This window comes from Sphingomonas beigongshangi, from assembly GCF_016820445.1.
In the GTDB taxonomy this organism is placed as follows: domain Bacteria; phylum Pseudomonadota; class Alphaproteobacteria; order Sphingomonadales; family Sphingomonadaceae; genus Sphingomonas; species Sphingomonas beigongshangi.
The window spans coordinates 153,317-179,101 of sequence record NZ_JADHDT010000003.1 but is presented as its reverse complement, the minus strand read 5'-3'; the positions used below and the strand labels follow the sequence as shown (position 1 = coordinate 179,101).

The following is a 25,785-nucleotide window of genomic DNA, read 5'->3' as shown; positions in this document are numbered from 1 at the left end:
TCAATGGTCCGGGCGGCCGCAGCCGCGGCAGCCCGGGTCCTTCGGCAGGCGCAGCGTGCGGAAGCGCAGTGCCAGCGTGTCGGCCAGCAGCAGTAGCCCGGCGCTATCCTCTCCGAAGGGGGCGATGCCGCGGATCGTCTCCAGGGCGGCAAGGCTGCCGATCATTCCGGCCATCGGGCCGAGGACCCCGTCCTCCGCGCAGCTCACGCCGGCGCGCTCGGGATCGTCGCCGACGAAGCAGCGGTAACAGGGCTTGTCGGCCTCCCAGCCGCGAAAGGTCGCGAGTTGCCCGTCGAACTGTCCGATCGCCGCCGAGACGAGGGGCGTTCGGGCCGCGAGGCAGGCGTCGGCGACGCAGAGCCGCGTCGCGAAATTGTCGCATCCGTCGAGGACAATGTCCGCGTCAGCGATGAGCGCATCGACGTTCGCCGCGTCGATGCGCAGCGCGACGCCCGATGCCACGACGTGCGGATTCAGTCGCCGCGCGGCGGCGGCGGCGGCATCGGCCTTGCCGCGACCGATATCGTCCGTCGCATAGATGGTCTGCCGCTGGAGGTTCGACAGGTCGACGCGGTCGTCGTCGATGATCGTCAGGCGGCCCAAACCCGCCGCGGCGAGATACTGGATGGCGGGCGATCCGATCCCGCCCGCGCCGATCACCAGGACGTGCGCCGCACGCAGCTTCAACTGACCCGCGCCGCCAACCTCCTTCAGCACGATGTGGCGCGCATAGCGCGTCAGCTCTTCGTCCGTGAGCATCGCGTGGACCGACATTCCGGCCTTATTGCGCCCAGGTGAAGGTCAGGCTGGTCTTGTACCAGCCGTCGGCGCCGATCGTCGTCGCGGCGATGTTGCCGCGGGCCATGCTCGAGACCAGCCCGGCGGCATATTGCTCCACCGCGGGGCATTGGATCGCGCGCGGTACGACCCGCCGCAAGCGGCCGCTCGTCACCAGCACGGCCACGTCCACGCGCAGCGACCACCCGCTAGGTCCCTGCAGCGCCGCATTGCATCGGCCGGATCTGACTTCGGCGCGGACGAAGTCGGACAGATCGCCACCACCCTCCGTGTCCCGACTGTAGGGAAGCGGCCGCAGCGTCGTCCAATCCTGCGGCGGCAACGGGCCGGGGACCATGGCCTGCGTCAGCAAGGCGACCAGCACCATCACCGCCCCGTCGATCCGAAGCCGCCGCTGCCCCGCGCGGTGTCGTCCAGTGCCCCGACCTCGACCAGCGCCGCATGCAGCACCGGCGCCGGCACCAGTTGCGCGATCCGTTCGCCCCGCGCGATGGCGAAGGGCGAGTCGCCCAGGTTGGCGAGGATCACCTTCACCTCGCCGCGATAGTCGCTGTCGATCGTGCCGGGCGTGTTGAGGCACGTCACGCCGTGCTTGAGCGCAAGACCCGATCGCGGCCGTACCTGGACCTCGTAACCCAGCGGGATCGCCAGCGCGAACCCCGTCGCGACCGCGGCGCGTGCCCCAGGGGCGATCGTCATGGCTTCCGCCGCGACGACATCCATGCCCGCAGCGCCCGCCGTCGCATAGACCGGCAGCGGCAAGCCCTCGCCATGGGGGAGGCGGACGACGTCGACACGGATACTGTTCACGGAATGATCTTTAACCCTGATCGGGTCGCAATGAAACCCGTCCGGAGGATTGTACGGTGTCCAACACGTCGAGATGTTCGGCGATGCGTCGGGCCAGCCGGTCGGCCACGGCCTCCTTCGGCATCCTCTGCCACGACTCGACACCCGACGCGGTCACGAGGTGCACGGTGTTCGCGTCGCCGCCGAAAACGTCCCCCGACACGTCGTTGGCGACGATCCAGTCCGCGCCCTTGCGCACCCGCTTGGCCTGCGCATGGGGCAACACGTCCTGCGTTTCCGCCGCGAAACCGACGACGAGGCGCGGGCGGTCCGGACCCTTTGCCAGCGTCGCGAGAATGTCGACATTCTCAGTCAATACCAGCGCGGGGGGCGTATCGCCCTTCTTCACCTTGTGGGGCGCCTTGGCGACACGCCAGTCGGCGACCGCCGCGACCATGATCGCCGCGTCCATGGGCAGCGCCCGCGTCACCGCGTCGGCCATGTCCTGCGCGCTCTCCACGTCGACACGCGTGACTCCGGCCGGCGTCGCGAGCGTCACGGGACCGGCGATCAGCGTCACCTCGGCACCCAGCGCGGCGATCGCGCCGGCGATCGCGAACCCCTGCCGCCCGGACGACCGATTGGCGATATAGCGGACGGGATCGATCGCCTCGTGCGTCGGTCCGGCCGTGACGAGCACGCGTCGGCCGGCGAGCGGGCGGGCCTGGCCGCCCAGCAGGCGCTCGATCGCCGCTACGATCGCGACGGGCTCCGGCAGCCGGCCGGGGCCGTATTCGCCACAGGCCATCGCCCCCTGGTCGGGCTCCAGCAGCGTCACGCCGTCCGCGCGCAGCGTCGCGACGTTGCGGCGGGTCGCCGCATGGTCCCACATCCGCACGTTCATCGCCGGCGCGGCGAGGACGGGCGTGTCGGTAGCGAGGAGCAGCGTCGTGGCGAGGTCGTCCGCGATGCCCGCCGCCATCCGCGCCAGCAGGTCGGCGGTCGCGGGTGCGATGACGATGAGATCGGCCTGGCGGCTGAGCTGGATATGTCCCATCTCCGCCTCGTCCTTCAGGTCCCAGAGCGTGGTGTAGACCTTGTCCTCGCTCAGCGCGGCGAGCGTCATCGGCGTGACGAAATGGCTCGCGCCCTCGGTCATCACGCAGCGGACCGCATGACCCTGTCTGCGCAGCAGGCGGATCAGTTCGCACGCCTTGTAGGCCGCGATGCCGCCGCCGACGATCAATAGGATGCGCTTCATCGGACCAGCCTCGTCACCGTGATGCGGCGCGTATCGAGCGCCGCGCCGAGCAGGTCGCGCACGCCGTCGATCGCAAAGGCGATCCCGACGAGCGAGAGCGGCGCCACCAGCAAGCCCCAGTAGAATGTGTCGAGCCGGCCGAACAGCGCCAGCACGATGCCATAGGCGATGAGCAGCGCCAGCACCCGAATTCCCAGCGCATCGCACCAGGCCAGCCAGCCGAACAGCGACAGGCCGAACAGCGGCGCGGCGAGCCAGAGCGGTGCGATGGCCAGCGCGGTCGACAATGCCATGGTGCGTACGAAGAACCCGAAACCGAGCTGCCCCGCCCAACCCGGCGAGGCCGCGTCGAGCGGCCGGACCACCGCCGCGACGGCATGCGCGTGCAGCAGGAGAGCAACCGCCAGGATCGCGGCGGCGACCGCCCAGGCCGCCGTTTCGCGCCTGCGGCCTTCAAGCAGTGCGATTCCGCCCATGAGCACCAGGTACAGCCCCGCAGTCTCGCGGATCAGCGCGGCGGCGAGACCGAAGGCGACCGCCGGCAGCCAGCGGCCGGGCCGCCACACGCCCAGCGACAGCGCGATCAGCAGGCCGGCCCAGATCTCGTGAAACGGCGCGAGGTCCGCCTGGACGAAGGCCATCATGCCGCCGGCGAGCAGCGCCAGGGCGATCAGCCGCGGCGGCGCGCGCGAGAGGGCGGTGGACAGCCGTGCCCACCAGGCGACCATCACGGCGGCGCAAAGTAGATAGAGCAAGGTGCGGACCGCCACGGGCGGCAGCGCGGCCTGGATGCGCGCGAGCGTCGGCAGGCGCATCGTGACGAACGGTTTGAGCGGGTAATGTCCCGCCCGCTGCGCATCGGCGGCGGCAAGGTAGTAATTGCGGCCGGCACGAACGTTGTCGACGATCGTCTCGTACAGCACGACGTCGGCCTGGTCGTCGGCGCGCTTGGCCGGATCGCCGCTCGCGGCGGGTGGGGCGGGACTGGCGAAGACGAGCAGCGTCGCGAGCAGCAGCAGCGCGAGCAACGCCATGCCGATCCGGCCGCCGCGCGGCTGTACGTCCGCGAAACGCGAGGGGCGGGCAAGCCAGAGGGGGGCGAGCGCGCGGCGGTGCATCGGACTAGAGGACGGCCTCGGACGCCCTCGCGCGTCCGGTGCCATGCTTGTTTCCGCGCTCCTCCACGGGCACGGTACGCGAGACGTCGCCGACGACGCCGGGGCGGGGCGGGGTGCCGATCAATGGACCACCAGCAGCGTGCCTGCGATGCTCGCCGCCGCCGCGATCACCGCGACCGCGGCATAGCGCCAACCGCCGCCGATCCGCACCACCTCGATCTCCTTGAGGGGCGGAGCGGGGGGCTCGCCGCCGGGTTCGGGATAGCGCGCCTCGATCCGGCGGATCAGGTCGGGGAGTCCGGCGATCGTGCGCATGTCGCGGATCAGACGGTCAGCGATCGCGGCTTCCGGGCCCAGTTCCGTGCGAATCCACTCGCGCACGAACGGCGCTGCGGATTCCCAGAGGTTGATGTCCGGATCGAGGCTGGTCGCCACGCCCTCCACCATGACCATCGTCTTCTGGAGCAACAGCAGATGCGGCTGCGTCACCATGTCGAAGTCGCGCGTGATGGAGAACAGGCCGTCCAGCATCATGCCGATCGACATGTCCTTCACCGGCAGGCCACGCATCGGCTCGCCCACCGCGCGCAGCGCGGTCGCGAATTCGGCGACATTGTGGTGTGGCGGGACGTAGCCTGCTTCGAAATGGATCTCGGCGACGCGGCGATAGTTGCCGGTAATGAGGCCGTAGAGGATTTCCGCCAGCCATACGCGCGCGCGCCGGTCGATCCGCCCCATGATGCCGAAGTCGATCGCCGCGATCCGCCCCTGGCCGTTTGCGCCCGGCAGGGCGAACAGATTGCCCTGATGCATGTCGGCGTGGAAGAAGCCCTCTGCGATCGCCTGCCGCAGGAATGCCTGCACGAGCGTGTTGGCGAGCTTGCGCAGGTCGTAGCCCGCGTCGATCAGGGCCTGCCGGTTCGACAGCTTGATACCGTCGATCCATTCCATCGTCAGCACGCGGGTCGAGGACCGCTGCCAGTCGATCGCAGGGACGACGAAGTCGGGCTCGGCCGTCATCGCCTCCGCCAGTTCGCTCGCGGAGGCGGCTTCGCGCTGGAAGTTCAGTTCGCGCAGCGTCCAGCGGCGGAAGTTCTCCACCGTCAGCCGCGGCCGCAGCCGCTTCGCCTCGCCGCCCAGGCCCTCGAGCTGCGCGGCGGCCCATTGATAGGTGTCGATCGCCCGCGCGAAATCCGCTTCGACCCCCGGGCGCAGGACCTTCACCGCGACCTGGCGCCCGTCGGTGGTGACCGCACGGTGGACCTGTGCGATCGACGCGGCGCCGACCGGCGTATCCTCGATATGACTGAATACCGCGCTCATGGGCCGGCCAAGGCTCGTCTCGAGCGCTGCACGAATCGTCTCGAACGGCACGGGAGGCAATTGGTCCTGCAAACGCAGCAGGTCGTGGGCCGCCGCCTCGCCAACCAGATCGGGACGCGTCGCCAGCGTCTGGCCGAGCTTGATCGCCGCCGGCCCGATGGCCTGGAAAGCATCGGCATAGCGCGGCGTCGCGGGGACACGCGCACCCAGCCGGGCGATCCGTGCCAGCCGACGAACCGGGGCAGGGGTGTTGGCGTCCCCCTCTATTCCCTTCAGCGCGCCATGGCGCGCCAGGATGCGGCCCCATTTCAGGAGCCGCCAGACATGGACGGCGGGGGCGGTCACGAGCGTGCGGCGCCTCGCATCAAATCTTCCATCCCGAATGGATCGCCACCAGGCCGCCCAGCATCGGCTCGACGCGAGTCGCGGTGAAGCCCGCGTCGCGGATCATGCCCTCGAACGTCGGCATGTCGGGAAAGCGGCGGATCGACTCGATCAGATAGCGGTAGCTGTCCGCATCCTGCGCCAGCATCTGGCCCAGTTTCGGGACCAGCTTGTGCGAATAGGCGTCGTACACCTCCTTGAAACCCGGCCACAGCGTGGTGGAAAATTCGAGGCAGAAGAAGCGGCCGCCGCGACGCAGCACGCGATGCGCCTCGCGCAGCGCCGCCGGGATGTCGGTGACGTTCCGGATGCCGAACGCGATCGTATAGGCATCGAAGAACCGGTCGGGGAAGGTCAGCACCTCGGCATTCGCCTCGGTCCATACGAGGCCGTCATATCCGCGCTTCGCCGCGCGCTCCATGCCGACCTCGAGCATGGCGGGGTTGATGTCGGCGACCGTTACCGTCGCGCCGCGGTCTGCGATGCGAAAGGCGATGTCGCCGGTGCCGCCCGCCATGTCGAGCACCTGCTCGCCGGGACGCGGATTGAGGCGTCGCACGAAGCGGTCCTTCCACAACCGGTGCATGCCCGCCGACATGGCGTCGTTCATCAGGTCGTAGCGGCTGGCCACGTTGGTGAACACGCCGCCGACGCGGGCGGTCTTTTCTTCCGGGGTGACGTCTTCGTAACCGAAGGAGACGGTGTCGCTCATGCGCCTGCCCTAGCCGCGCCTTGTGGCGGGGGCAAACGCAACCTAGCTGGTCGGGCGTGCCAGAACTTCCCGAAGTCGAAACCACCGTTCGCGGGCTTGCCCCCGTTCTTGCCGGCCAGCGCCTGACGCGGGTGGAGCCGCGCCGTGCCGATCTGCGCAAGGCGATTCCCGGTGACCTGCGTCAGCGGATGACCGGGGCGACGGTCACCGCGCTCGGGCGCCGCGCCAAATACGGGCTGATTGCCACCGATCGCGGCGACACGCTGATCTTTCACCTCGGCATGTCGGGGCGCTGGCGGGTCGATCCGACGGACGATCTCGCGCATGACCATGTCCTGCTCGAAACCGGGGCGGGGCGCCGGCTCGCGTTGAACGATCCGCGTCGCTTCGGCTTCCTCGACCTGTGGCGCAGCGACGCGCTGGATGACTATCCTCCGTTCGCGGCCATGGGGCCGGAGCCGCTCGGCGAGCGGTTTACCGGCGCATATTTGGCCGAAGTCCTCGACGGGCGGGCGGCGCCTATCAAGGCGATGCTGCTCGACCAGCGGATCGTCGCGGGATTGGGCAATATCTATGTATGCGAGGCGCTGCACCTTGCGCGGATATCGCCCACCCGGCCGGCGGGTCAGATCGGGCGGGCACGGCTCGATCGACTCGCGGTCGCCGTGCGCGACGTGCTGCTCGCAGCGATAGAGGCCGGGGGTTCCACGCTGCGCGACTATGCGCGGCCCGATGGCGAGCTCGGCTATTTCTCCAAGCAGTTCCTCGTCTACGGACGGGAGGGAGAGCCATGCCATTGCGGAGCAACCGTTGCCCGGCGCGTCGATTCGGGCCGGTCGACCTTCTTCTGCCCGAAATGCCAGCGGGCCTGACGACCGTCGCAGGTTGACCGGCGGCCCAGGCTTCGGTATGGGCCCCACCTTCGAGAGGGCGTAGGGTGATCCCGGCGCCTCTTTTTCATTGACCGGAATAGACCTGAGGACCGACCCGAATGGCGAACACGCCGCAAGCCAAGAAGCGCATCCGTCGTAACGAGCGCCGCGCCGAGATCAACGGTGCGCGCGTTGGCCGTATCCGTACCTTCGTGAAGAAGGTCGAGGCTGCGCTGGCGGCGGGTGACAAGACGGCGGCGACCACCGCGCTCGCGGCGGTCCAGCCCGAGCTGGCGCGGGGCGTGGCGAAGGGCGTGCTTCACAAGAACACCGCGAGCCGCAAGTTCGCACGGCTGACGAAGCGCCTCTCCGCGCTCGCCTGATCGTCGTTCTCGCATCGGCAAAGATAGGCCCGCCGGGGTTGCCCGGCGGGCTTTTTGCTGTGCGTGCGACGCAGAGAATTGGAATGTTCTCAAGATGTCCGCGGAACAGAATCAGAAACGCAGGACTCACCACGATTCGAGAATCACGCCACGGAAGCGAATCTCATAAATCCCTGCTATTTCCGTGACTTATCATTTTTTCCGACGCAATTCCGCGGGCGCCGGCCTGTCAATCCCGTTTATTTCACATTCGTGACCGGACTGGGGCTTGATCGACTCGTCGCAGGCTTCATAACTCGACCTCTGCCGCGGGGGTTCACCGGCGGTCGGTACTGAACAGCTTAGGGGTGCCGGACGGCTCGGTGGGCCGTAGGGGGGACTTGTCTGTCCTGAAGATCAGCCGCTGGCGCGACCGGGTCGCGTGAGCTTGGGAGACGTGTGCGTGGTCAAGGTGCAGGCAGCGACGGAAACGGGGAGCGAGGCGCAGCGCGCCTGGGCTCACGTCCGCGCGAACCTGCGTGAATCGGCCGGCGCGCGTTTGTTCGAGCAGTGGCTGAAACCGATGGAGCTGATCGAAGACGCCGAGGAGCCGGACACGATCCGGCTGGGCCTTCCATCCGCGTTCATGACCAATTGGGTCCGCAATCATTACGCCGACCGGCTTCTTCTCGAATTCCGGGCGCTGATGCCGCGGATCAACGGCGTCGTGATCGAGACGCGCGTCGTCCGTCCGGCACCGTTGGTGCTGGTGGCGGAGCCGGCGGCGACGGCCGCTTCACAGGCGCTGTCGGTCGCGCCGACGCCGATCGCGACAGCTCGGACCTCCGCGCCCGACGTCGCCATTCCCGCTGCGATCAAGCCGCCGGTCGCGCAGTCGATGGCTGCGCCGAAGCCCGCGGCCGAGCGGCCGCCGCTCGACCCGCGCTTCACCTTCGATCGATTCGTCGTCGATGCCGCGAATCGGGTCGCGTTCAATGCCGCGAAGGCGCTGGCCGAGCCCGGCACGCCGCGTTTCAGTCCGCTGTTCCTCCATTCGGGTACGGGGCAGGGCAAGACGCACCTGATGCATGCGATCGGCCATGCCTTCCTCGCCGCGCATCCCGGGGCGACGGTGCTGTGCATGTCCGCCGAGCGGTTCATGTTCGATTTCGTCGCCGCGCTGCGCGCGCGCGACACGTTCGCATTCAAGCAGCGGCTGCGCGGCGCCGACCTGCTGCTCATCGACGATCTTCAGTTCATCGCCGGCAAGGATGCGACGCAGGAAGAATTCTTCCACACCGTGAACGAGATCATGAGCGCGGGTAAGCGACTGGTGATTTCCGCCGACCGGTGTCCGCAGGCGCTGGACGGAATCGAGGCGCGAATCGTCAGCCGTATGGCGGTCGGTCTCGTCGCCGACATCAAGGCGCCCGATCTCACGTTGCGCCGTGCTATACTGGACAGGAAACTGAGCGACCTGCCCGATGCAGATGTCCCGGCCGAGGTGCTCGACCTGTTGGCGGCGCGCATCCATGCCAATATCCGCGAGCTGGAGGGCGCGCTGAACCGGGTCGTCGCTTATGCGCAATTGACCGGGGACCGCATCGATCTGGACTTCGCGCTGACGACGCTCGGCGACGTGCTGCGCGGCGCGCAACGGCGCGTGACCATCGACGAAATCCAGAAGCTCGTCAGCCGCCATTTCGAGCTGAAGCCGCTCGATCTCGTATCGGCCCGCCGCAGTCGCGCCGTGGCGCGCCCGCGCCAGATCGCCATGTATCTCGCCAAGCGGCTGACGACGCGGTCGCTGCCGGAAATCGGCAGGAAATTCGGCGGTCGCGATCATTCGACCGTGATCCATGCGGTGCGAAAGATCGAGGAATTGCGCGATCAGGATCGCGACATCGACGCCGCCGTGCGCACCCTGATGCGGGAACTGGAGGCGTAGGCTTCGGGCTTAGCCGGGGGTGGTCGATCGGGTGATCGGCGATCATCGAGTGAGGGTCTCGCCCGGACCTGCGCGCGTTCCCTCTCAGGCAAAGCCTTACCGCCCCCGGCGCAGCACGATGTAGAGCGCACCCGCACCGCCGTGCCGCGGATGCGCCCCGCGCACGGCCGCGATGGCATCCGCATGGCGCGAGGCGGCAAGCCAGTCCGCGATCGCCGCACGAATTGCGCCGCGTGCGTGTGGGCGCTCGCTCTCCGGACGCGGCGGCTTTCCGGTCACGAGCAGCAGCACGCGATCGCCGCGTGCGATTGCCCGGTCCAGCCCTTGATCGAGCAGCGCATGGGCGGACGCGAGGCTATGCCCATGGAGATCGATCGAACTGTCCGGGATGACGATGCCCCGGCCCAGCTTCTTGTCCCAGCCGCCGTCGAGCGTGTTGGGGCGTGGTTTGGCCGATGGGGTGATCGCGGGCGCGGCCCGCATCGGCGGCACCCGGCCGGCGGCTTTGACGGGCTTGGGAGACGCGGCGGGCGGAGGGGGTGGGGGCGGCGGCGCCTTGGGCGGCGGCGGGGCGGCGCGCGGGGCCGCACGTAGCGGCCTCACCGTCGCCATCACGCGGGCCCAAAGCGCGGCCTCATCAGGGTTGAGCGGGCGCACCGGCCTGCATCCGTGCGAGTGTTCCGACCGGGAGGAGCAGGAAGGCGGTGCCGCGCGCCGCCATGCCCCCTGCGGTCGCCTCCGCCAACGGGCCTGCGCCCCAGAAGGTGTCGAAGCGGTTGGCGCCCTTGATTGCCCCGCCGGTATCCTGCGCGACCCACAGGCCCGTCGCATCCTGCCGGTCCATCGACAGAAAGACGGGGGCGCCCAGCGGCACGAACTTGGTGTCGACCGCCGCGCTGACCCCGCCGTTGACGACATAGCCCATCGCACCGAGCGGCGGCGTCGTGATTTCCCGGAAGAAGACGAAGCTCTTGTTCTCGTTCATGATCGCGCGGCCCTGTTCGGGATTGGCGCGCAGCCAGGCGACGATGCCCTGCATCGAGGTCTGGCCCGGCCCGATCAGCCCGCGCGCCTTCATCAGCGCGCCGATCCCGGTATAGTCGCGACCGTTCTGATCGTCGTATCCGACCCGCATGATCGCGCCGTCCGGCAACCGCAGCCGGCCGGACCCCTGCACCTGGAGGAAGAAGACCGCGGCCTCGTCGGCGCCCCAGGCGAGGACAGGCGCGCGCCGGTCGATCGCGCCCCCGACGATCGCCGCGCGGTCGTAATACGGAATCAGGCTCTTGCCGTCGACGCGGCCGCGGATCTTCTTGCCCTTCAGATCGGACGAGAATTGTCCAAGGTCCACATCGACGAGATCGTCGGGCCTGGCGTAGATTGGTACGTCGTACCCCGGCCGCCGATCGCGCGAGGCGGCGATTTCAGGCTCGTAATAGCCGGTGGCGAAGGCACGTCCGTCGCCGACCTGCACGGTCTCGAAGTTGGTCAGGAAGAAATCCCGCGCGCCGCCGCGTGGCGCGGCGCGGGCGGCGTCGCACGCCGTCTGCCAATCGGGGCTACGGGTCAGGCCGCTGGCATCGGTCCGCCGCATCAGGCCGGGGCAGCTGGTCAGGAACGCCTGCCGCGCCGCTTCCGCCTGCGCCTCGGTGATCGGCAGCGTATCGATGGACGGACCGGGGACCACGCCGGCCGTGGCGGCGGTGGTGGCGCCGACGTTCGGCACGACGGACGTGGCGAGCAGCGGCGTCGCGGGCAGGATGCGGCCGTCATAGGCTCGGCCGCTCGTGATCGTCTGACCGGCGCCGGTTGATGACGGGCGCGGCGGGAGCGGCCGATTGGGCACGGGGCGGGCAACCGGCTGACGCACGGGCGGGTGATCCGCCGCGACCGGCACCACGCGTCCGCCACAGGCGCTCAATGCGAGCGCCAGCGCAAAGCTTGTTGATACGCGCTTACCGATCATGGTCGTCCCCGATTGCACCGCGCCTACGTTGCGCGTGTTCGCGTCGGCAGTGCCTCAGGCGGGCAGCGGGGAACAAGCGTTTAATGAGCAGGACGAGCCCATCTCTCCGATATCGCGACGGAGACCCACGTCCGTGACGGCAGGTGCGTCGTCGATGTGGCACCGGCAGCAGCGATGATCATGGGCGGCCGCAATGCAGCCGTATCCGTCAGGCCTCGTCGGTGTCGGCCAGGGTCCAGTTGGGATCGTTGCTCTTCAGGGTGCGCGTGAACGTCCAGAGGTCGTGCGTCTCGACCGCATCGGTCAGCGACCCGGCGATGACCTGCCCTTCGGCGTCGCGCGTCACGGCAGCGATATCCGCATCGAAACGCACCGTGATTCGCGCCTCACGCCCGTCGAGCGATGCATCCGCGATCGTCGCCCGCTCGATCGAAACGAGTCGGTTCTCCAGCGTCTCGCCCGCATCGCGACGGGCGGCGATGGCCTCGCCGAAAGCATGCGCGACATCCGGCTGGGTCAGATCGGCCAGCGCCGCCTCGTCGCCCTTCCAGAATGCGTCCAGCGTCATGCGATACGCGGCCTGCGCGCCCTGCAGGAACTGACCGACGTCGAACCCCGGCTCGCCGGCGACGATCGCCCGTATGCCGGGCTCCGCCTTCGGATCGATGTTGCGATTTTGCGGCTCGCGCACGTCGGGCGTCACGTCGATCGTCCGCGGCACAGCGACCGTCGCGGGACGATCCTCCGCGGTGCGGACCAGCGGCTGCTGTTCGTGGCCGGTGCGCTTGCCGAGCACGCTGTACAGGCGCAACGCCAGAAACGCCGCCACCATCGCGAGAAGAACCACGTAAAACACCGTACCTCCGATCCGTCCCACCACATAGGCGCATGGCGCCGTTTGTTCAAACCGCTTCGGGCTTTAAACCGGCAAAGCCACCGTGCCGGCGTTGAAACGCGTCGCCCGCGCTGCTAGGCGCGTCCACCATCGCGATCGAACGCGCGACGGGCGGCTTCGGTCCTTCGGTCCCGCGTCCGGCCGCCACGCTTCATCCAACGCTTCAACCCAAGGATTTCTCACCATGGCCGATCAGGACAACGGCACCTCGCTCGACACGCAGCCGATGGCGAACGGTGCGGATACCGCGCCCGCGGCCGGCCTGATCTCGCAATACGTCAAGGATCTCTCCTTCGAGAACCCCAACGCCCCGGCGATCTTCCAGAATCCGAACCCGCCGGCGATCGACGTGCAATTCAACATCGGCATGGCGCAGGTCGGCGACGAGGTGCACGAGGTGATCCTCAAGATCGACGTCAAGGCGGAGGCCGAGGGCCAGACCGCGTTCATCGTCGACCTGACCTATGCCGGGCTGTTCGGCCTGCGCAACGTGCCGGCGGACGCGGTCCAGCCCTTCCTGCTTGGCGAGGCGCCGCGCCTCCTCTTCCCGTTCGCGCGCCGCGTGCTCGCCGATTGCGTGCGCGATGGCGGTTTCCCGCCGCTGCTGCTCGAGCCGATCGACTTCGGTGCGCTGTACCTGCAGCAGGCCGAGGCGCAGGGCCAGTTCACCGTCGGCGACGTCGGCCACGCCTAAGCGTACCGCGGGCGGGGAACGACGGGGGTGAACCTCGCCAAGGCGCTGGGATCGGTCGGCGGCATGACGCTCGCCAGCCGTGTGCTGGCGCTCGTTCGCGATACGTTGCAGGCGACCTATGTCGGCGCGAGCTTCGCGTCGGATGCCTTCTTCGTCGCCTTCCGCCTGCCCAACATGTTCCGCGCCTTGTTCGCGGAAGGGGCATTCTCCGCCGCGTTCATTCCGCTATTCAACCGCAAGGTGGCAGAGGGCGGGGGGACGCCGGCCGGGATCGACTTCGCCGAACGGGCGCTGGCGGTCCTGTTCCCGGTGCTGCTCCTCTTTACCGCCGCGATGCTCATTGCGGCCTGGCCGATCACCTGGGCATTGTCAGGCGGTTTCGATCGCCAGCATCCTACGCCGGAACAGTTCGCTTTCGCGGTGACGCTGTCGCGCTTCACCATCCCTTATCTGATGCTGATCTCGCTGGCCTCGCTGCTCGGCGGCATCCTCAACTCGCTGCACCGCTTCTGGGTCAATGCGGCGGCGCCCATCCTGCTCAACATCGCGATGGTTGCGGCGCTGATCTTCTTCCATGGCGGCGATCCCTATGCGACCGCTCGGGCGCAGGCGATCGCGGTGACCGCCGGCGGCGGCCTGCAGCTTGCATGGTTGTGGTGGGCATGCCGCAAGGCCGGCGTTAGCCTGAAGCTGCGTCGTCCTCGAATCGACGACGACGTGCGGCAGATGCTCAAGCTGATCATTCCCGCCGCGACCGGTGCGGGCGCGGCCCAGATCAATCTCGCCATATCAACGGCGCTTGCCGGACACCTGCTTGCGGCAGGATCGATTTCGGCGATCTATTATGCCGATCGGCTCAACCAGTTGCCGCTCGGGCTGATCGGCATCGGCCTTGGCACGATCCTTCTGCCCGTGGTGTCCCGGCTGTTGTCGGAGGGACGCGATACCGAAGCGATGGAAACGCAAAATCGCGGCCTCGAACTCGCGCTGTTCCTGACGCTGCCGGCGACCGCCGCCTTCGTTTTCGCCGCCGAGCCGATCGTGCGCGGCTTGTTCCAGCATGGCGCTTTCGACGCGCGCGATACCGTCCGCTCCGCGCAGGCTCTCGCCGCCTTTTCGATCGGCCTGCCCAGCTACGTGTTGGTCAAGGTGCTGACCCCAGGCTTCTACGCGCGTGCCGATACCAGGACGCCCGTGCGCCTCGCGCTCTATTCGGTCGCGATCAACCTTGTGGGTAACCTCATCCTCATCCCCGGTCTGGCACATTGGGAATTGGGCCAGATCGGGCCACCGCTCGCTACGGCGCTCGCCTCGACCGTCAACGTCGCCTCGCTCTACGTCGTCCTTGCGCGGCGCGGCCATTTTGCGCTCGACCCGGCGGTGCGTCGCAAGGTGCCGCGATTGCTGCTGTCGTCGCTGCTGATGGGCGCCGCGCTGCTATTGGTGACGCCGCTGGTCGATCCCTATCTCACCCGCTCGCTGCCGGTGCGCGGCGCCGCTCTGGCCGTCCTGGTCGGTGCGGGCGTCGCCATCTATGCCGCCGCCTGTTTCGTCACCGGTGCATTCCGCGTGGCGGATCTCAAGTCCCTCCTTCGTCGCAGAGCCGCCACCCAATGACTAAGATGCGCGTCGTTTCCGGCATCAAGCCCACCGGCAACCTTCACCTCGGCAATTATTTGGGTGCGGTGAAGCAGTGGGTCGCGATGCAGGACCAGATTCAGGCGCAAGGCGGCGAGACGCTGTACTTCATCGCCGACCTGCACGGCCTGACGGAGTTCATCGCGCCGGCGGAGCTGACCGCCAACACGATCGAGGTCACGGCGACGATGATCGCGGCCGGCATCGATCCGGCGCGTTCGATCCTGTTCAATCAGGCGCGCGTCCCCGCGCATAGCGAGCTCAGCTGGCTGCTCAACAATGTCGCGCGGGTGGGCTGGCTGAACCGCATGACTCAGTTCAAGGACAAGGCGGGCAAGAACCGCGAGGGCGCCAGCGTCGGCCTGTATGACTATCCCGTGCTGATGGCAGCCGACGTGCTGCTCTACAATGCGACGCACGTACCGGTCGGTGAGGACCAGAAGCAGCACCTGGAACTCGCGCGCGACATCGCGACCAAGTTCAACACCGACTATGGCAGCGACCTCTTCACGCTGCCGGAGCCGCTGGTCAGCAAGGCTGCGCCGCGCATCATGAGCCTGCGCGATGCGTCGGCGAAGATGTCCAAGTCCAATCCGTCCGAACAGTCGGTCGTCAAGCTGGTCGACAGCGACGACACGATCGCCGACAAGTTTCGCAAGGCGAAGACCGATCCCGACCTGCTGCCCGCGACGCTCGCCGAGCTGGAAGGGCGGTCCGAGGCGCGCAACCTGCTGACGATCTTCGCCGCACTCGCCGACCGCGATGCGCAGGACGTGCTGAGCGAGTTCGCCGGCAAGGGCTTCGGCGCGTTCAAGCCGGCACTCGCCGACCTCGCGGTGGCGAAGCTTGGCCCGATCCGCGACGAGATGGTCCGCCTTCTCGACGACCGGGCGGCGATCGACGCCATCCTCACCACGGGCGCGGAAAAAGCGCGCAACCTCGCGGCGCCGGTACTCGCATCGGCGCAACGCGCGATGGGCCTCGTGATGTGAGAAGCGCGGGCCGCGGCGGCGACGCGGTCCCCTCATCGTGCCTTTCGGATGACCTCCGCGTAAATCCGCACGAGCGTTTCCAGGTCGTCGATCGCGACCGCCTCGTCGACCTGATGCATCGTCGCGTTGATCAGGCCGAATTCGACGGTGGGGCAAAGCTTCGACAGGAAGCGCGCGTCGGACGTGCCACCGGTGGTCGACAATTCCGGCTCCGCCCCGGTCGCGTCCAGGATCGCTGCGCTGACGATCGCGGTCAGCGTGCCGGGCTGCGTCAGGAACGCCTCTCCCGACACCTTGCCGCGTACTGTCGCGTCCGGAACCACGGCCTGCACCGTCGCGGTGACGCGCTCCAGCAGGCCCAGCCCGGTCTGCTCGTCGTTGAAACGGATGTTGAGGCGCGCCCGCGCCGCAGCCGGGATGACATTGTGCGCGCCATTGCCGACCGTGATGTCGGTGATCTCCAGGTTCGAAGGCTGGAACCAAGCGTTCCCCTCGTCCAGCGACAATGTATCGAGCGCCCCCAGCGCCCGGACCAGCTTCGGCACGGGATTGTCGGCGAGCTGGGGATAGGCGACGTGGCCCTGGCGGCCGGGCACCTCGATCCAGATATTGACCGAACCGCGCCTGCCGATCTTGATCATGTCGCCCAATCGTCGGACGGACGTCGGCTCGCCGACCAGGCACAGATCTGGCGCGACTCCGAGCTCGGCCATGCGGGCGATCAGCGCGGGCGTCCCATAGGTCGCGGGACCCTCCTCGTCACCGGTGATCAGAAGGCTGAGGGGCACGCTGTCCGTCACGCGGGCGGCAGCGGCCACAAAGGCGGCGACCGCGCCCTTCATATCGACCGCGCCGCGCCCGTACAGGAGGCCGTCGCGTATCGCGCCGCTCCATGGCGAGCCGGTCCAGCCTTCGCCGGGCGGCACGACATCGACATGGCCCGCAAAGGCGAGATGGCGGCCCGTCCCCTCCCGCGTCGCGATCATGTTCTCGACCGGACCATCGGGCGCTTCGCCGCAGACGAAGCGATCGACCGCGAAGCCGATCGGCACCAGCGCCGCCTCGAGCACGTCGAACACGGCGCCACGGGCCGGCGTCACGCTGTCCGCGCGCAGCAGCGCCTGCGCCAGCGCCAGCACGTCGATCCTCGGGCTCGTCACCGGATCGGCTGCTCGAACTGCTCGATCACCCAATCCTCTTCCTGCGCCCCGGCGATCCAGTCCTGCAGGAAGGGATGCTGGATCACGGCATCGAGATAGCTCGCCGCGAAGCGTGCGATCGGCAATTGATAGGTGAGGATGCGCGTCACCACCGGTGCGAACATGATGTCCGCCGCACTGAAGTCACCGAACAGATACGCCCCGTCGCCGCCGAAGCGCGCGCGCGCCTGCGCCCACAATTCCATGATCCGCTTCAGGTCGACGATAACGTCGTCGTCCGGACGCGTTGCCGGGAATTGCTGACGGATGTTCATCGGATGCTTGCGGCGGAGCGCGGTGAAGCTCGCGTGCATCTCCGCGGCCATCGAACGGGCCATGGCGCGGGCGCTGTCCTCCGCGGGCCAGAAGCGGTCGCGCCCGACCTTGTCGGCCAGATAGTCGACGATCGCCAGACTGTCCCACACCACGGCGTCGCCATCCCAAAGGATCGGCACCTTGCCGCTCGACGGGGCGAACTCCGCCCCCTCGCGCCGACGATCCCATTCGGCGTCGTAGAGCGGGACGACCACCTCTTCGAAAGGCAAGCCCGACTGCTTGCATGCCAGCCAGCCGCGCAGCGACCAGGAGGAATAGGCCTTGTTACCGATGATCAGCTTCATGGCCCCACGGGTAGCGGGGCCGGGCGGGGAGGTCTAGGAGGAGACCGCCCTTCCCACCGAGCCGAACCCCGTGGGAGCCGTCAGCCGATCGCTTCCAGCACCGCGGCGCGGAGTTCCGGGATCCCCATGCCGCCCTCGCTGGCGGTGGCGAGAATATCCGGATGCGCGGCCGGGCGCTTGCGGGCGTCGGCGGCCGTGCGGGCCACCACCTCCGCGAGATCCGTCGCCTTGACCTTGTCCGCCTTGGTCAGCACGAGGCGGTAGCTGACCGCCGCCTTGTCCAGCATGTCCAGTATCTCACGGTCGACATCCTTGATGCCGTGCCGCGAGTCGATGAGCACCAGCACGCGCTTCAGCACATCCCGTCCGCGCAGGTAATCGTTGACCAGGAAGCGCCATGTCCTGACCACGTCCTTCGGCGCCTTCGCGAAGCCATAGCCCGGCATGTCGACCAGCCGGAACAAGGGGGCGTCGCCGACGTCGAAGAAGTTCAGCTCCTGCGTGCGGCCCGGCGTGTTCGACGTGCGGGCGAGGCCGTTGCGGCCGGTCAGCGCGTTGAGCAGCGACGACTTGCCGACGTTGGATCGCCCCGCGAACGCCACTTCCGGTGCGACCGGATCAGGCAGGAACCTGAGGCCGGGCGCGGACTTGAGGAACGTCACCGGCCCGGCGAATGTCTTGCGCGCGACCTCGACCAGTTCGGGTGCGAAGCCGCCTGCGTCCTGCTCGCCCTCCGCTCCGGTGGTTGCATCCTCGCTCACTTGGCGATGACCGTCGTCTTCGCCGCGGCGGTCTTAAGCTCCGGATGCCGTGCGTAGAGGATCTGCTGCTGCAGGATCGCGAGGCAGTTGGAGGCGATCCAGTAGACCTGCAGGCCGACCGGATAGCTCGCCATCACGAACATCAGCACCCATGGGATGACCGCGAACACCTGCTTCTGCGTCTCATCCATCGGCGCCGGGTTGAGGCGGAACTGGAAGAACATCGAGATGCCGAGCACGATCGGCACCACGCCGATCGCCAGCATGTGCGGCGGGGTGAAGTTGAGGAAGCCGAACAGGTTGACCGGCGTCAGCGGATCCGGCGCCGACAGGTCCTTGATCCAGCCGAAGAAGGGCTGGTGCCGCATCTCGATCGTCAGCATCAGCACCTTGTAGAGGGCGAAGAACACCGGGATCTGGATCAGCGTCGGCAGACAGCCGGCGAGGGGGTTCGCCTTCTCCGTCTTGTACAGCTCCATCACCTTCTGCTGCATGACGACCTTGTCGTCCTTGTAGCGATCCTGGATCGCCTTCATCTTCGGCTGCAGCGCGCGCATCTTCGCCATACTGGCGAACTGGCGCTGGGCGATCGGGAACATCAGGCCGCGGATCGTCACCGTCAGCAGAATGATCGCGACACCGAAGTTGCTGACCATGCGGAATAGCCAATCGAGATAGGTGAAGATGGGCTTTTCGAGAATCTCGAACCAGCCCCAATCGATCGCCTTGTCGAACTTGGTGACGCCTTGCGCATTCTCGTAATGCTGGAGCAGCTTCACTTCCTTCGCCCCGGCGAAGAAGCGGCTCGACTGCGTCAGCGCCTGGCCGGGCGCGAGCACCTTGGGCGCGAAGGCATAGTCCGCCTGATAGAGCTGGCCCGACCCCGCACGGAACTGCCCGTCGAACTGGCTCCCCTGATCCGGCACCAGCGCGGTCAGCCAATATTTGTCGGTGAAGCCCAGCCAGCCGCCGGTGGAGGTGAAGCGCGTCGGCGCCTTGTCGACGTCCTTGAAATTGACGCCGTAATCCGCGCCGCCGTTATGCACGGACATCGGACCGGTGTGGATCTGCCACGTCCCCGGGTCCTTCGACACGCCGACGCGGCTGACATAGCCATAGGGAGCCACGGGCACGGGCGCGGTGCCGCCGTTCAGCACCGTCTGCGTGATCGTGAACATATAGCCGTCGTCGACCGACAGCTTGATCTGAAACCGCTGGCCGCGCGCATTGGCCGCCTGCAGCGTCACCGACTGGCCGGGCTTCAGCACGTTGCCGCTCGCCTGCCATACCGTGTCGGCCGCGGGCGGGCTCAGCCCCTCGTCGCGCCAGCCGAAGCCGGCGAAATAGCCGTCCTGCGCGCCCGCGGGCGACAGCAGGCGGATCGGCGGCGAGTTCTTCGCGATGGTTTCCTTGTACTTGACCAGCACCAGGTCGTCGATGCGCGCGCCCTTCAGGTTGATCGACCCCTTCAGCATCGGCGTGTCGATGGCGACCCGCGGGCTGTCCCGCAGCACGACGTCGCGGTTGCGCATCGCAGCGGGATTGTCGGCGGTCGGATCGGCCGACGGCTGCGGCAGGACCTTGGACTTGCCCTTCTCGATCTTCGTCACCGGCGGGTTCGCGACGGGGAAGAACTTCCCCTGGATCAGCGGCCAGGCGAACAGGATGAGCGCGGCAAGGACCGCGAACAGGACAAAATTCTGGCGTTCGTTGTTCAAGGTCCGACCCCAAATCTTACGGGACGGGATCGGGTCCGTACCCGCCCCAGGGATGACAGCGCGCGATCCGCTTCGCCGCCAACCAGCCCCCCTTCAGCGCGCCATAGCGGCGAAGCGCCGTGATTGCATAGGCTGAACAGGAGGGTTGGTAGCGACAGGACGACGGCAGCACGACCGACGGGCCGATCTGCCACAGGCGCACGAGGAAGATGAGCAGGCGGGCCGTCATCGCCGCCGCTTGGGCGGACGGGGGCCGCGCGCCGGCGCCGATTCGCCCCGCGCGATCTTGCCCAGCGCCTTGCCGAATTCGGTGCGCAGCGCGGCGAAATCGCGTTCGATCCCGCCCTCTCGCCCGATCAGCACATGGTCCGCACCGGCGATGCCCCCGTCAGGCAGCACCTCACGCGCCAACGCCCGCAAGCGCCGCTTCATGCGATTGCGGACGACGGCGTTGCCGATCTTCTTGGTGACGGTGAAGCCGACGCGGATCGTCGCGTCACCGTCGTCGCGGGGGCGCACCAGCAGGACGAAGCCCGGCATGGGCGCGCGCAGGCCCGCATTCGCCGCCACGAAGTCGCGGCGGCGGGTCAAGGTCGCGATTACGCCGACAGCTTCTTGCGGCCGCGCGCGCGACGCGCCCGGATCACCGCCCGGCCGCCCACCGTCGCCATCCGCGCACGGAACCCGTGGCGACGCGCACGCACCAGGTTGCTCGGCTGAAAGGTCCGCTTCATCGTTCATTCCTCGAGTACGTCGAAATAGAAAATGGCCACCACGAAGGGCGGCCGGATGGTCGGGGCGCTTACCCGCAAGCCCGGTCCAAGTCAACGCGCGGGTCACCGTGACCGCGCCGCCTTGTCGCGGGCGTGGCGACGCAGGGCCGAGCGGCGACGCATCGCGCGGTCGACCAGGGCGCCGGTCCGCGGCCAGCGGCGCTTGAGCCGCACGAAATGGACCTGCGCCGTGCGGGAATTGCGCAACACGAGCACCAGGCCGCCCGCGAACAGGAAGATTCCGCCGGGTCCCGGCAGCGGCGCGACGATCCCGGCGCCGACGATCAGCAGCACGCCGCCGCCCAATTGGATCAGGCGAAGGGCGGGGTGACGCTGTTTGGGGTGGGCGGACATGCTGACGCTCATCTGGCGAGGGTGTATTGCAAACGCAAGTCGCCCCGGCGGGCCGGAGCGGGCGACGCGCCCGTGTACAGCGCCGAAAAATCCGATATGAACACAAACCGGCTGGGGAGGGTTATGGCCGCGATCGTTCGGACAGTGGCGTATCTGGGGCTCGAGGCGCGCGGCGTCGAGGTGCAGGTGCAGCTGATCCCCGGCCTCCCCGGCTTCCATGTCGTCGGGCTGGCCGACAAGGCGGTCGGCGAAAGTCGGGAACGCGTGCGCGCAGCGGTCGCCGCGCTCGGCCTTGCGCTCCCGCCCAAGCGGATCGTCGTCAATCTGTCGCCGGCCGACCTGCCGAAGGAGGGATCCCATTTCGACCTGCCGATCGCGCTCGGTCTCCTGGGCGCGATGGGGGTGCTCGATGTCGAGGCGCTGGGCGATTATGTCGTCGTCGGCGAACTCGGGCTGGACGGACGGATCGCGCCGTCGCCGGGCGTATTGCTCGCCGCACTCCATGCGGGCGGGGAAGGGGCGGGGTTGATCTGCCCCGCGGCGCAGGGTGCCGAAGCGGCCTGGGCAGGCTCGGTGGAGGTGCTCGCCGCGCCCGACCTCCTCGCGCTCATCAATCACTTCAAGGGCCATGGCCTGCTGGCCGCGCCGCAGCCCGGCGGGATCGATGTACCCGCGCCGGGTCCCGACCTGGCACAGGTCAAGGGCCAGGAGGTCGCCAAGCGGGCGCTGGAGATCGCCGCGGCGGGCGGACACAACCTGCTGATGATCGGCCCGCCTGGTGCGGGCAAGTCGCTGATGGCGGCGTGCCTGCCCGGTATCCTGCCGCCGCTCGACGCGGCGGAGGCGCTGGAGGTGTCGATGGTCCAGTCGGTCGCCGGCACGCTCGCCGGCGGTCGACTGACCCGCGCGCGCCCGTTTCGCAGTCCGCACCACAGTGCCTCGATGGCGGCGCTGACCGGCGGCGGCCTGCGCGTCAGGCCGGGGGAGGTCAGCCTCGCCCATCTTGGCGTGCTGTTCCTCGACGAACTGCCGGAGTTCCAGCGCGCGGTGCTCGACTCGCTGCGCCAGCCGCTCGAGACCGGGACGGTCAGCGTCGCACGCGCCAATGCGCACGTCACCTTTCCGGCGCGGGTGCAGTTGGTCGCGGCGATGAACCCCTGCCGCTGCGGCCACCTGGGCGATGCTAGCCTCGCCTGCGCCCGGGCGCCCCGCTGCGCCGCCGAATATCAGGCGAAAGTGTCGGGTCCGCTGCTCGACCGCATCGATCTGCACGTCGAGGTCGCGGCGGTGACGGCCGCCGATCTCGTCCTGCCGCCGCCAACCGAGGGGTCAGCGGAGGTCGCCGCGCGGGTCGCCGCAGCGCGAGCCATTCAGCGTGATCGGTATGTAGGGACGAGCGTGCGAACCAATGCTGAAGCGGATGGCAATTTGCTGGAGCGGGTGGCCGTTCTCGACGAGCCGGCCCGCAAGCTGCTCGCGCAAGCGGCGGAAGCAATGCGGCTTTCGGCTCGCGGCTTCCACCGCGTGATTCGTGTGTCACGCACAATCGCCGATATTGCAGGAGCGGAAACAATCGGGCGTGTTCATGTGGCGGAAGCGCTCAGCTATCGTCGTCGCGCGCCAACGAACTGAGACGGGAGGGAACCTGTGTGTGGATTCAGTGAAAGCTACTTCAGCGTGACTGCCGCTAACGAAGCTGCGGCTGTGAGCCATGTCACCGCCCGGGGCTTCCCACCGTCGCGGATAGAGCGAAATGACGATGGCATCTCTGTGCTGGTCTTTGCGCCCTTGCCCGACGATAGGATGTCGGGTCTCGCACAAGCGCTGCCTGTCCATCTGAGCGCGAAGATCGCTATTGTTGGCGGCCCATTGTTTGAATGACCCCAATTTGAAAACGGGTGCCATCCTCGACCGCATCGACCTGCACGCCGAGGTCGCGGCGGTGACGGCCGCCGATGTGATGCTGCCGCCGCCGGCCGAGGGGTCGGCCGAGGTCGCGGCGCGGGTCGCGCAAGCCCGCGCCGTCCAGTCGCGGCGCTATGTCGACCAGCCGCCACGCACCAACGCGGAGGCGGACGGCGCGTTGCTGGAGGCGGTGGCGACGCCAGACGACGCCGGCCGCAGGCTATTGGCGCAGGCGGCCGAAGCGACTCGCATGTCCGCGCGCGGTTACACGAGGGTCCTCCGCGTGGCGCGGACCATCGCCGATCTCGCCGGCAGCGATACGGTGTCGCGCCTGCATGTCGCCGAAGCGCTGAGCTATCGACGCCGGCCGCCCGCCGCGTGAGTTCGCGGACGCGTACCGCTTGCCGTGTGCCGTCTCATCGGCTACCGGGCGCATCTTCGCTGCCCCTGTGGCGAAATTGGTAGACGCATTCGACTCAAAATCGAACGCCGCAAGGCATGCTGGTTCGAGTCCGGCCAGGGGCACCACTCTCGTCAGATCGCGCCCATAAAGGGCGAGACTGGGTGCCTCAGGCAGGTGCCGAGCACGACGGCGGCCGAATTACGGCTTGACCTGTTGGAGAATGTTGCTCAAATGTTCTTCCCGCACGGATTGCGGGGCGGCATGACGTACATACCGGACGGCGAAAGACGGCGCGCCTTTTCAATATGGCTGCGGACCGGCAGATTTCCGTTTGTAACAAACGCGGATGGGGTCGAACTCAAGTTCAACCCTTGGCACGATCCGGGCACGGGCCGTTTCACTTTTGTCGGCGCCGGACAGCGTCATGGCCAGTGGGGGGACGGCGGCTTTCCAGGTGGTGGTGGCGGTAGGGGCGGCGGTGGCGGCGCGACTGGTTCAGGCGATTGGTCGGCTGATTTGTCCCGGCGGAAACCGCAAAATCCGGCAAGGGGTCGCACGCCGAAGGTCCCGGCGCAGACTGCCGCGTCAGCCGACCATGCGGCGTCGATCAAGTCATCCGCTCACGAGCCTTTCCCTGAAGGCACCTGGACGAGTGGCGGATTCGTCGGCGGTGGCGGCGGTAGCTTTCGTGGAGCGGGAGCATCAGGAACGTGGGGGGTGCCCGATCCGAAACGGCGTCCATCTCCTTCACCGGGGTCGGCGACGGCCGGTGCGTCTTCGGATCGGGTCGCCGCGACCCATGGAACTACCGCACGGCTCGCGAGCACGCCGAGCGAAGAGTTCGTACGGTCGTTCGCAACGGCTATGCCTATCAGATCGAGGCGCGCGGGCGGACGCGGCGCGTATCCGGTACGTTGACGATTGCCGAATCGCCACGCCGCTCTCGAACTTCACAGCGTCAGGCGGGCGGAACAGAGCGTCGCGCGAGCGATGACGGCGGCCATTACATCGCTGTGCGCTTCGACGGTCCGACCGACGCGTTCAACCACTTCGCGCAGGATAGGCATTTCAACCGGGGGGCTACCGTCTGCTCGAGGATGAATGGGCGAGGGACAAGCGTTTCGGACGGGCGGTAACGGTAAAAATCGTTCCCAAGTTCGGCGGCAAGTCCGTGCGACCATCGACGATCAATGTGTGGTGGACGGTCGATGGCAGGGAAAAGAGTGCGAAATTTTGCAATGAACGATCGGAGAATCGCCGTGGCTGAAACCGAGTCGGAACGTCTGCTGCAGGAGATCGGCGGATTGCTGATGGAGGACAGCGAATATCCGTCGCAGCCTACGCTGCTCTACGCCCAACTCGATCACAACATGGTCGGAGACTCTATTTTCAAGGACCTAGGTAATCAAATTCTCTATCGGCGGTCTTTAGACGAAAGCTTGATGTATGCGCTTCTTGATCTGTGGGAGGCGCAGGAGGAGCGCGATCGGTGGTCGGAACTGGAATACGTGTTGCGCGATGGCAAATTTGAGGTCGCCTATTTTTATCCTGACGACATCGATCCAGAGGAAGACGTGCTCGAGCGCCGCGAGCGTGCGCTGCGGCGGCATTTCGGAGATAAGCCCATCGTCTATCCACCGTTGCTACTGGAGGACGAAGATCCAGGCTACGATCTGTAGGTTACGCCCTGGCGAGCATTTTGCGGGCAACCGGCATTTTCCAGTGGCTTGCGTGCCCGGCTTTGTCCTCTGCGGGGCATTATTTTCGATACGGCGAAGACATCGGCGATGCCGGCCGAGCCGGATTGGACGTCGCGGGCGGACGGGCGTCGTATCATGGCGGCGGCGACGACGCGCCCGGCACGTGTCGCCTCGCCACAATTCTCAAATCCCGGCAGGGTCCACGTTCGGCGCGGGCGGGCAACATCCGCAGGTCTCAGGCTGCATGGTTCCGGCGCGCGATAGATAAGCGATCGGACGCGACGAAAACTGACGAACGGGACTGGACGAACAGCGTTGTCGATGCGTTATGAACGCGTCGCGGCGGGCAATGCAGTTTCGTGCTCGTCACACGACCCCGTCGCGACACCCGGCATCGTGGATCCGTAACCCCGGCCCGTCGCCCCGCCCGCACTTGTCGAACGTAAGGGCCATGGCCATATGCCGCTTCGGTACGGCGGTTGCGGGTTTCCCCCCGGTGCTCCCGTCGTGCCACCCGTCTGCGACATCCGGCTGATCGGGTTCGCGACATATTGCGACACTTTGCACGTCCTGGCTGACAATCGGGCGCAACAAAGCGCA

The 25,785-nt window shown here is 67.7% G+C and carries 27 protein-coding genes, 1 tRNA gene and 1 pseudogene; 11 read left to right on the top strand and 18 right to left on the bottom strand.

Annotation, left to right across the window (positions count from 1 at the left end; translation table 11 throughout):
• The 7 genes from IQ292_RS06710 to IQ292_RS06680 form a co-directional block, all read right to left on the bottom strand.
• Positions 1-774, bottom strand: coding sequence for a HesA/MoeB/ThiF family protein (locus IQ292_RS06710; RefSeq protein ID WP_238940871.1), 774 nt, complete (start codon positions 772-774; stop codon positions 1-3).
• 7 nt (positions 775-781) lie between these two features.
• Complete coding sequence (locus tag IQ292_RS06705) at positions 782-1,165, bottom strand: hypothetical protein (RefSeq protein ID WP_203309544.1); 384 nt, start codon at positions 1,163-1,165, stop codon at positions 782-784.
• Complete coding sequence (gene dut / locus IQ292_RS06700) at positions 1,165-1,608, bottom strand: dUTP diphosphatase (RefSeq protein WP_203309543.1); 444 nt, start codon at positions 1,606-1,608, stop codon at positions 1,165-1,167. The genes IQ292_RS06705 and dut overlap by 1 nt, the downstream gene beginning before the upstream one ends.
• Before the next feature lie 10 nt (positions 1,609-1,618).
• Entirely contained in the window at positions 1,619-2,848 is a 1,230-nt protein-coding gene (gene coaBC / locus IQ292_RS06695) for a bifunctional phosphopantothenoylcysteine decarboxylase/phosphopantothenate--cysteine ligase CoaBC (RefSeq protein ID WP_203309542.1), read from the bottom strand.
• Entirely contained in the window at positions 2,845-3,966 is a 1,122-nt protein-coding gene (locus IQ292_RS06690) for a hypothetical protein (RefSeq protein WP_203309541.1), read from the bottom strand. Before IQ292_RS06690 ends, coaBC begins: the two co-directional genes overlap by 4 nt.
• A 120-nt stretch (positions 3,967-4,086) precedes the next feature.
• Positions 4,087-5,634 carry a 2-polyprenylphenol 6-hydroxylase gene (ubiB, locus tag IQ292_RS06685; RefSeq protein ID WP_203309540.1) on the bottom strand — a complete coding sequence of 516 codons (1,548 nt, stop codon included), beginning with the start codon at positions 5,632-5,634 and terminating at the stop codon, positions 4,087-4,089.
• A 19-nt stretch (positions 5,635-5,653) separates the two neighbouring features.
• Positions 5,654-6,385 (bottom strand): class I SAM-dependent methyltransferase, encoded by a 732-nt coding sequence (locus tag IQ292_RS06680; protein ID WP_203309539.1) that lies wholly within the window; start codon positions 6,383-6,385, stop codon positions 5,654-5,656.
• A 56-nt stretch (positions 6,386-6,441) separates the two neighbouring features.
• On the opposite strand from IQ292_RS06680, the gene mutM reads away from it, so the two are divergent.
• From mutM to dnaA, 3 genes are all read left to right on the top strand, one after another.
• Entirely contained in the window at positions 6,442-7,257 is an 816-nt protein-coding gene (mutM, locus tag IQ292_RS06675; RefSeq protein ID WP_203309538.1) for a bifunctional DNA-formamidopyrimidine glycosylase/DNA-(apurinic or apyrimidinic site) lyase, read from the top strand.
• 119 nt (positions 7,258-7,376) lie between these two features.
• Complete coding sequence (rpsT, locus tag IQ292_RS06670) at positions 7,377-7,640, top strand: 30S ribosomal protein S20 (protein WP_203309537.1); 264 nt, start codon at positions 7,377-7,379, stop codon at positions 7,638-7,640.
• Positions 7,641-8,082: 442 nt separating this feature from the next.
• Complete coding sequence (gene dnaA / locus IQ292_RS06665) at positions 8,083-9,567, top strand: chromosomal replication initiator protein DnaA (protein WP_203309536.1); 1,485 nt, start codon at positions 8,083-8,085, stop codon at positions 9,565-9,567.
• 96 nt (positions 9,568-9,663) lie between these two features.
• Here dnaA and IQ292_RS06660 read toward each other — a convergent pair whose 3' ends face one another.
• The 3 genes from IQ292_RS06660 to IQ292_RS06650 form a co-directional block, all read right to left on the bottom strand.
• On the bottom strand, positions 9,664-10,179 hold the full coding sequence (locus tag IQ292_RS06660) for a Smr/MutS family protein (protein WP_203309535.1): 516 nt from the start codon (positions 10,177-10,179) through the stop codon (positions 9,664-9,666).
• 25 nt (positions 10,180-10,204) lie between these two features.
• Positions 10,205-11,533, bottom strand: coding sequence for a murein transglycosylase A (gene mltA, locus IQ292_RS06655; RefSeq protein WP_238940869.1), 1,329 nt, complete (start codon positions 11,531-11,533; stop codon positions 10,205-10,207).
• 208 nt (positions 11,534-11,741) lie between these two features.
• Positions 11,742-12,389, bottom strand: coding sequence for a Tim44/TimA family putative adaptor protein (locus tag IQ292_RS06650; RefSeq protein WP_203309534.1), 648 nt, complete (start codon positions 12,387-12,389; stop codon positions 11,742-11,744).
• A 223-nt stretch (positions 12,390-12,612) separates the two neighbouring features.
• On the opposite strand from IQ292_RS06650, the gene secB reads away from it, so the two are divergent.
• The 3 genes from secB to trpS are packed head-to-tail and all read left to right on the top strand — an operon-like array spanning position 12,613 to position 15,752.
• On the top strand, positions 12,613-13,122 hold the full coding sequence (gene secB, locus IQ292_RS06645; RefSeq protein ID WP_203309533.1) for a protein-export chaperone SecB: 510 nt from the start codon (positions 12,613-12,615) through the stop codon (positions 13,120-13,122).
• 27 nt (positions 13,123-13,149) lie between these two features.
• Positions 13,150-14,739: a murein biosynthesis integral membrane protein MurJ gene (gene murJ, locus IQ292_RS06640; RefSeq protein ID WP_203309532.1), complete on the top strand. Its 1,590-nt coding sequence runs from the start codon at positions 13,150-13,152 to the stop codon at positions 14,737-14,739.
• Between the two features lie 5 nt (positions 14,740-14,744).
• Positions 14,745-15,752 carry a tryptophan--tRNA ligase gene (gene trpS, locus IQ292_RS06635; RefSeq protein ID WP_203309713.1) on the top strand — a complete coding sequence of 336 codons (1,008 nt, stop codon included), beginning with the start codon at positions 14,745-14,747 and terminating at the stop codon, positions 15,750-15,752.
• A gap of 32 nt (positions 15,753-15,784) precedes the next feature.
• Here the strand turns inward: trpS and dapE are convergent, their stop codons facing one another.
• The 8 genes from dapE to IQ292_RS06595 form a co-directional block, all read right to left on the bottom strand.
• Positions 15,785-16,912 (bottom strand): succinyl-diaminopimelate desuccinylase, encoded by a 1,128-nt coding sequence (gene dapE / locus IQ292_RS06630; protein ID WP_203309531.1) that lies wholly within the window; start codon positions 16,910-16,912, stop codon positions 15,785-15,787.
• Positions 16,909-17,571: a glutathione S-transferase family protein gene (locus tag IQ292_RS06625; RefSeq protein ID WP_203309530.1), complete on the bottom strand. Its 663-nt coding sequence runs from the start codon at positions 17,569-17,571 to the stop codon at positions 16,909-16,911. The genes dapE and IQ292_RS06625 overlap by 4 nt, the downstream gene beginning before the upstream one ends.
• An 80-nt stretch (positions 17,572-17,651) precedes the next feature.
• Complete coding sequence (yihA, locus tag IQ292_RS06620) at positions 17,652-18,269, bottom strand: ribosome biogenesis GTP-binding protein YihA/YsxC (protein WP_238940905.1); 618 nt, start codon at positions 18,267-18,269, stop codon at positions 17,652-17,654.
• A 59-nt stretch (positions 18,270-18,328) separates the two neighbouring features.
• On the bottom strand, positions 18,329-20,050 hold the full coding sequence (gene yidC / locus IQ292_RS06615; RefSeq protein ID WP_203309528.1) for a membrane protein insertase YidC: 1,722 nt from the start codon (positions 20,048-20,050) through the stop codon (positions 18,329-18,331).
• A gap of 16 nt (positions 20,051-20,066) precedes the next feature.
• Positions 20,067-20,279, bottom strand: a complete 213-nt coding sequence (gene yidD, locus IQ292_RS06610) for a membrane protein insertion efficiency factor YidD (protein WP_203309527.1) — start codon at positions 20,277-20,279, stop codon at positions 20,067-20,069.
• Positions 20,276-20,641 carry a ribonuclease P protein component gene (rnpA, locus tag IQ292_RS06605; protein WP_203309526.1) on the bottom strand — a complete coding sequence of 122 codons (366 nt, stop codon included), beginning with the start codon at positions 20,639-20,641 and terminating at the stop codon, positions 20,276-20,278. Before rnpA ends, yidD begins: the two co-directional genes overlap by 4 nt.
• 8 nt (positions 20,642-20,649) lie before the next feature.
• Entirely contained in the window at positions 20,650-20,784 is a 135-nt protein-coding gene (gene rpmH, locus IQ292_RS06600; protein ID WP_028056723.1) for a 50S ribosomal protein L34, read from the bottom strand.
• 102 nt (positions 20,785-20,886) lie between these two features.
• Positions 20,887-21,177, bottom strand: a complete 291-nt coding sequence (locus IQ292_RS06595) for a hypothetical protein (RefSeq protein ID WP_203309525.1) — start codon at positions 21,175-21,177, stop codon at positions 20,887-20,889.
• A gap of 123 nt (positions 21,178-21,300) precedes the next feature.
• Between IQ292_RS06595 and IQ292_RS06590 the strand changes: the two genes are divergently transcribed.
• The 5 genes and pseudogenes from IQ292_RS06590 to IQ292_RS06570 all read left to right on the top strand — a co-directional run bounded on the left by IQ292_RS06590 (position 21,301) and on the right by IQ292_RS06570 (position 25,164).
• Positions 21,301-22,809, top strand: a complete 1,509-nt coding sequence (locus IQ292_RS06590) for a YifB family Mg chelatase-like AAA ATPase (RefSeq protein ID WP_203309524.1) — start codon at positions 21,301-21,303, stop codon at positions 22,807-22,809.
• A gap of 265 nt (positions 22,810-23,074) precedes the next feature.
• Positions 23,075-23,464 (top strand): annotated as a pseudogene (locus tag IQ292_RS06585) (magnesium chelatase subunit ChlI family protein); the annotation flags it as partial.
• 61 nt (positions 23,465-23,525) lie between these two features.
• Positions 23,526-23,610 (top strand) — tRNA-Leu (locus IQ292_RS06580).
• A gap of 585 nt (positions 23,611-24,195) precedes the next feature.
• Positions 24,196-24,621: a DNA/RNA non-specific endonuclease gene (locus IQ292_RS17870; RefSeq protein ID WP_338057599.1), complete on the top strand. Its 426-nt coding sequence runs from the start codon at positions 24,196-24,198 to the stop codon at positions 24,619-24,621.
• A gap of 123 nt (positions 24,622-24,744) precedes the next feature.
• Positions 24,745-25,164 (top strand): hypothetical protein, encoded by a 420-nt coding sequence (locus IQ292_RS06570; protein ID WP_338057598.1) that lies wholly within the window; start codon positions 24,745-24,747, stop codon positions 25,162-25,164.
• Positions 25,165-25,785: the final 621 nt, after the last annotated feature.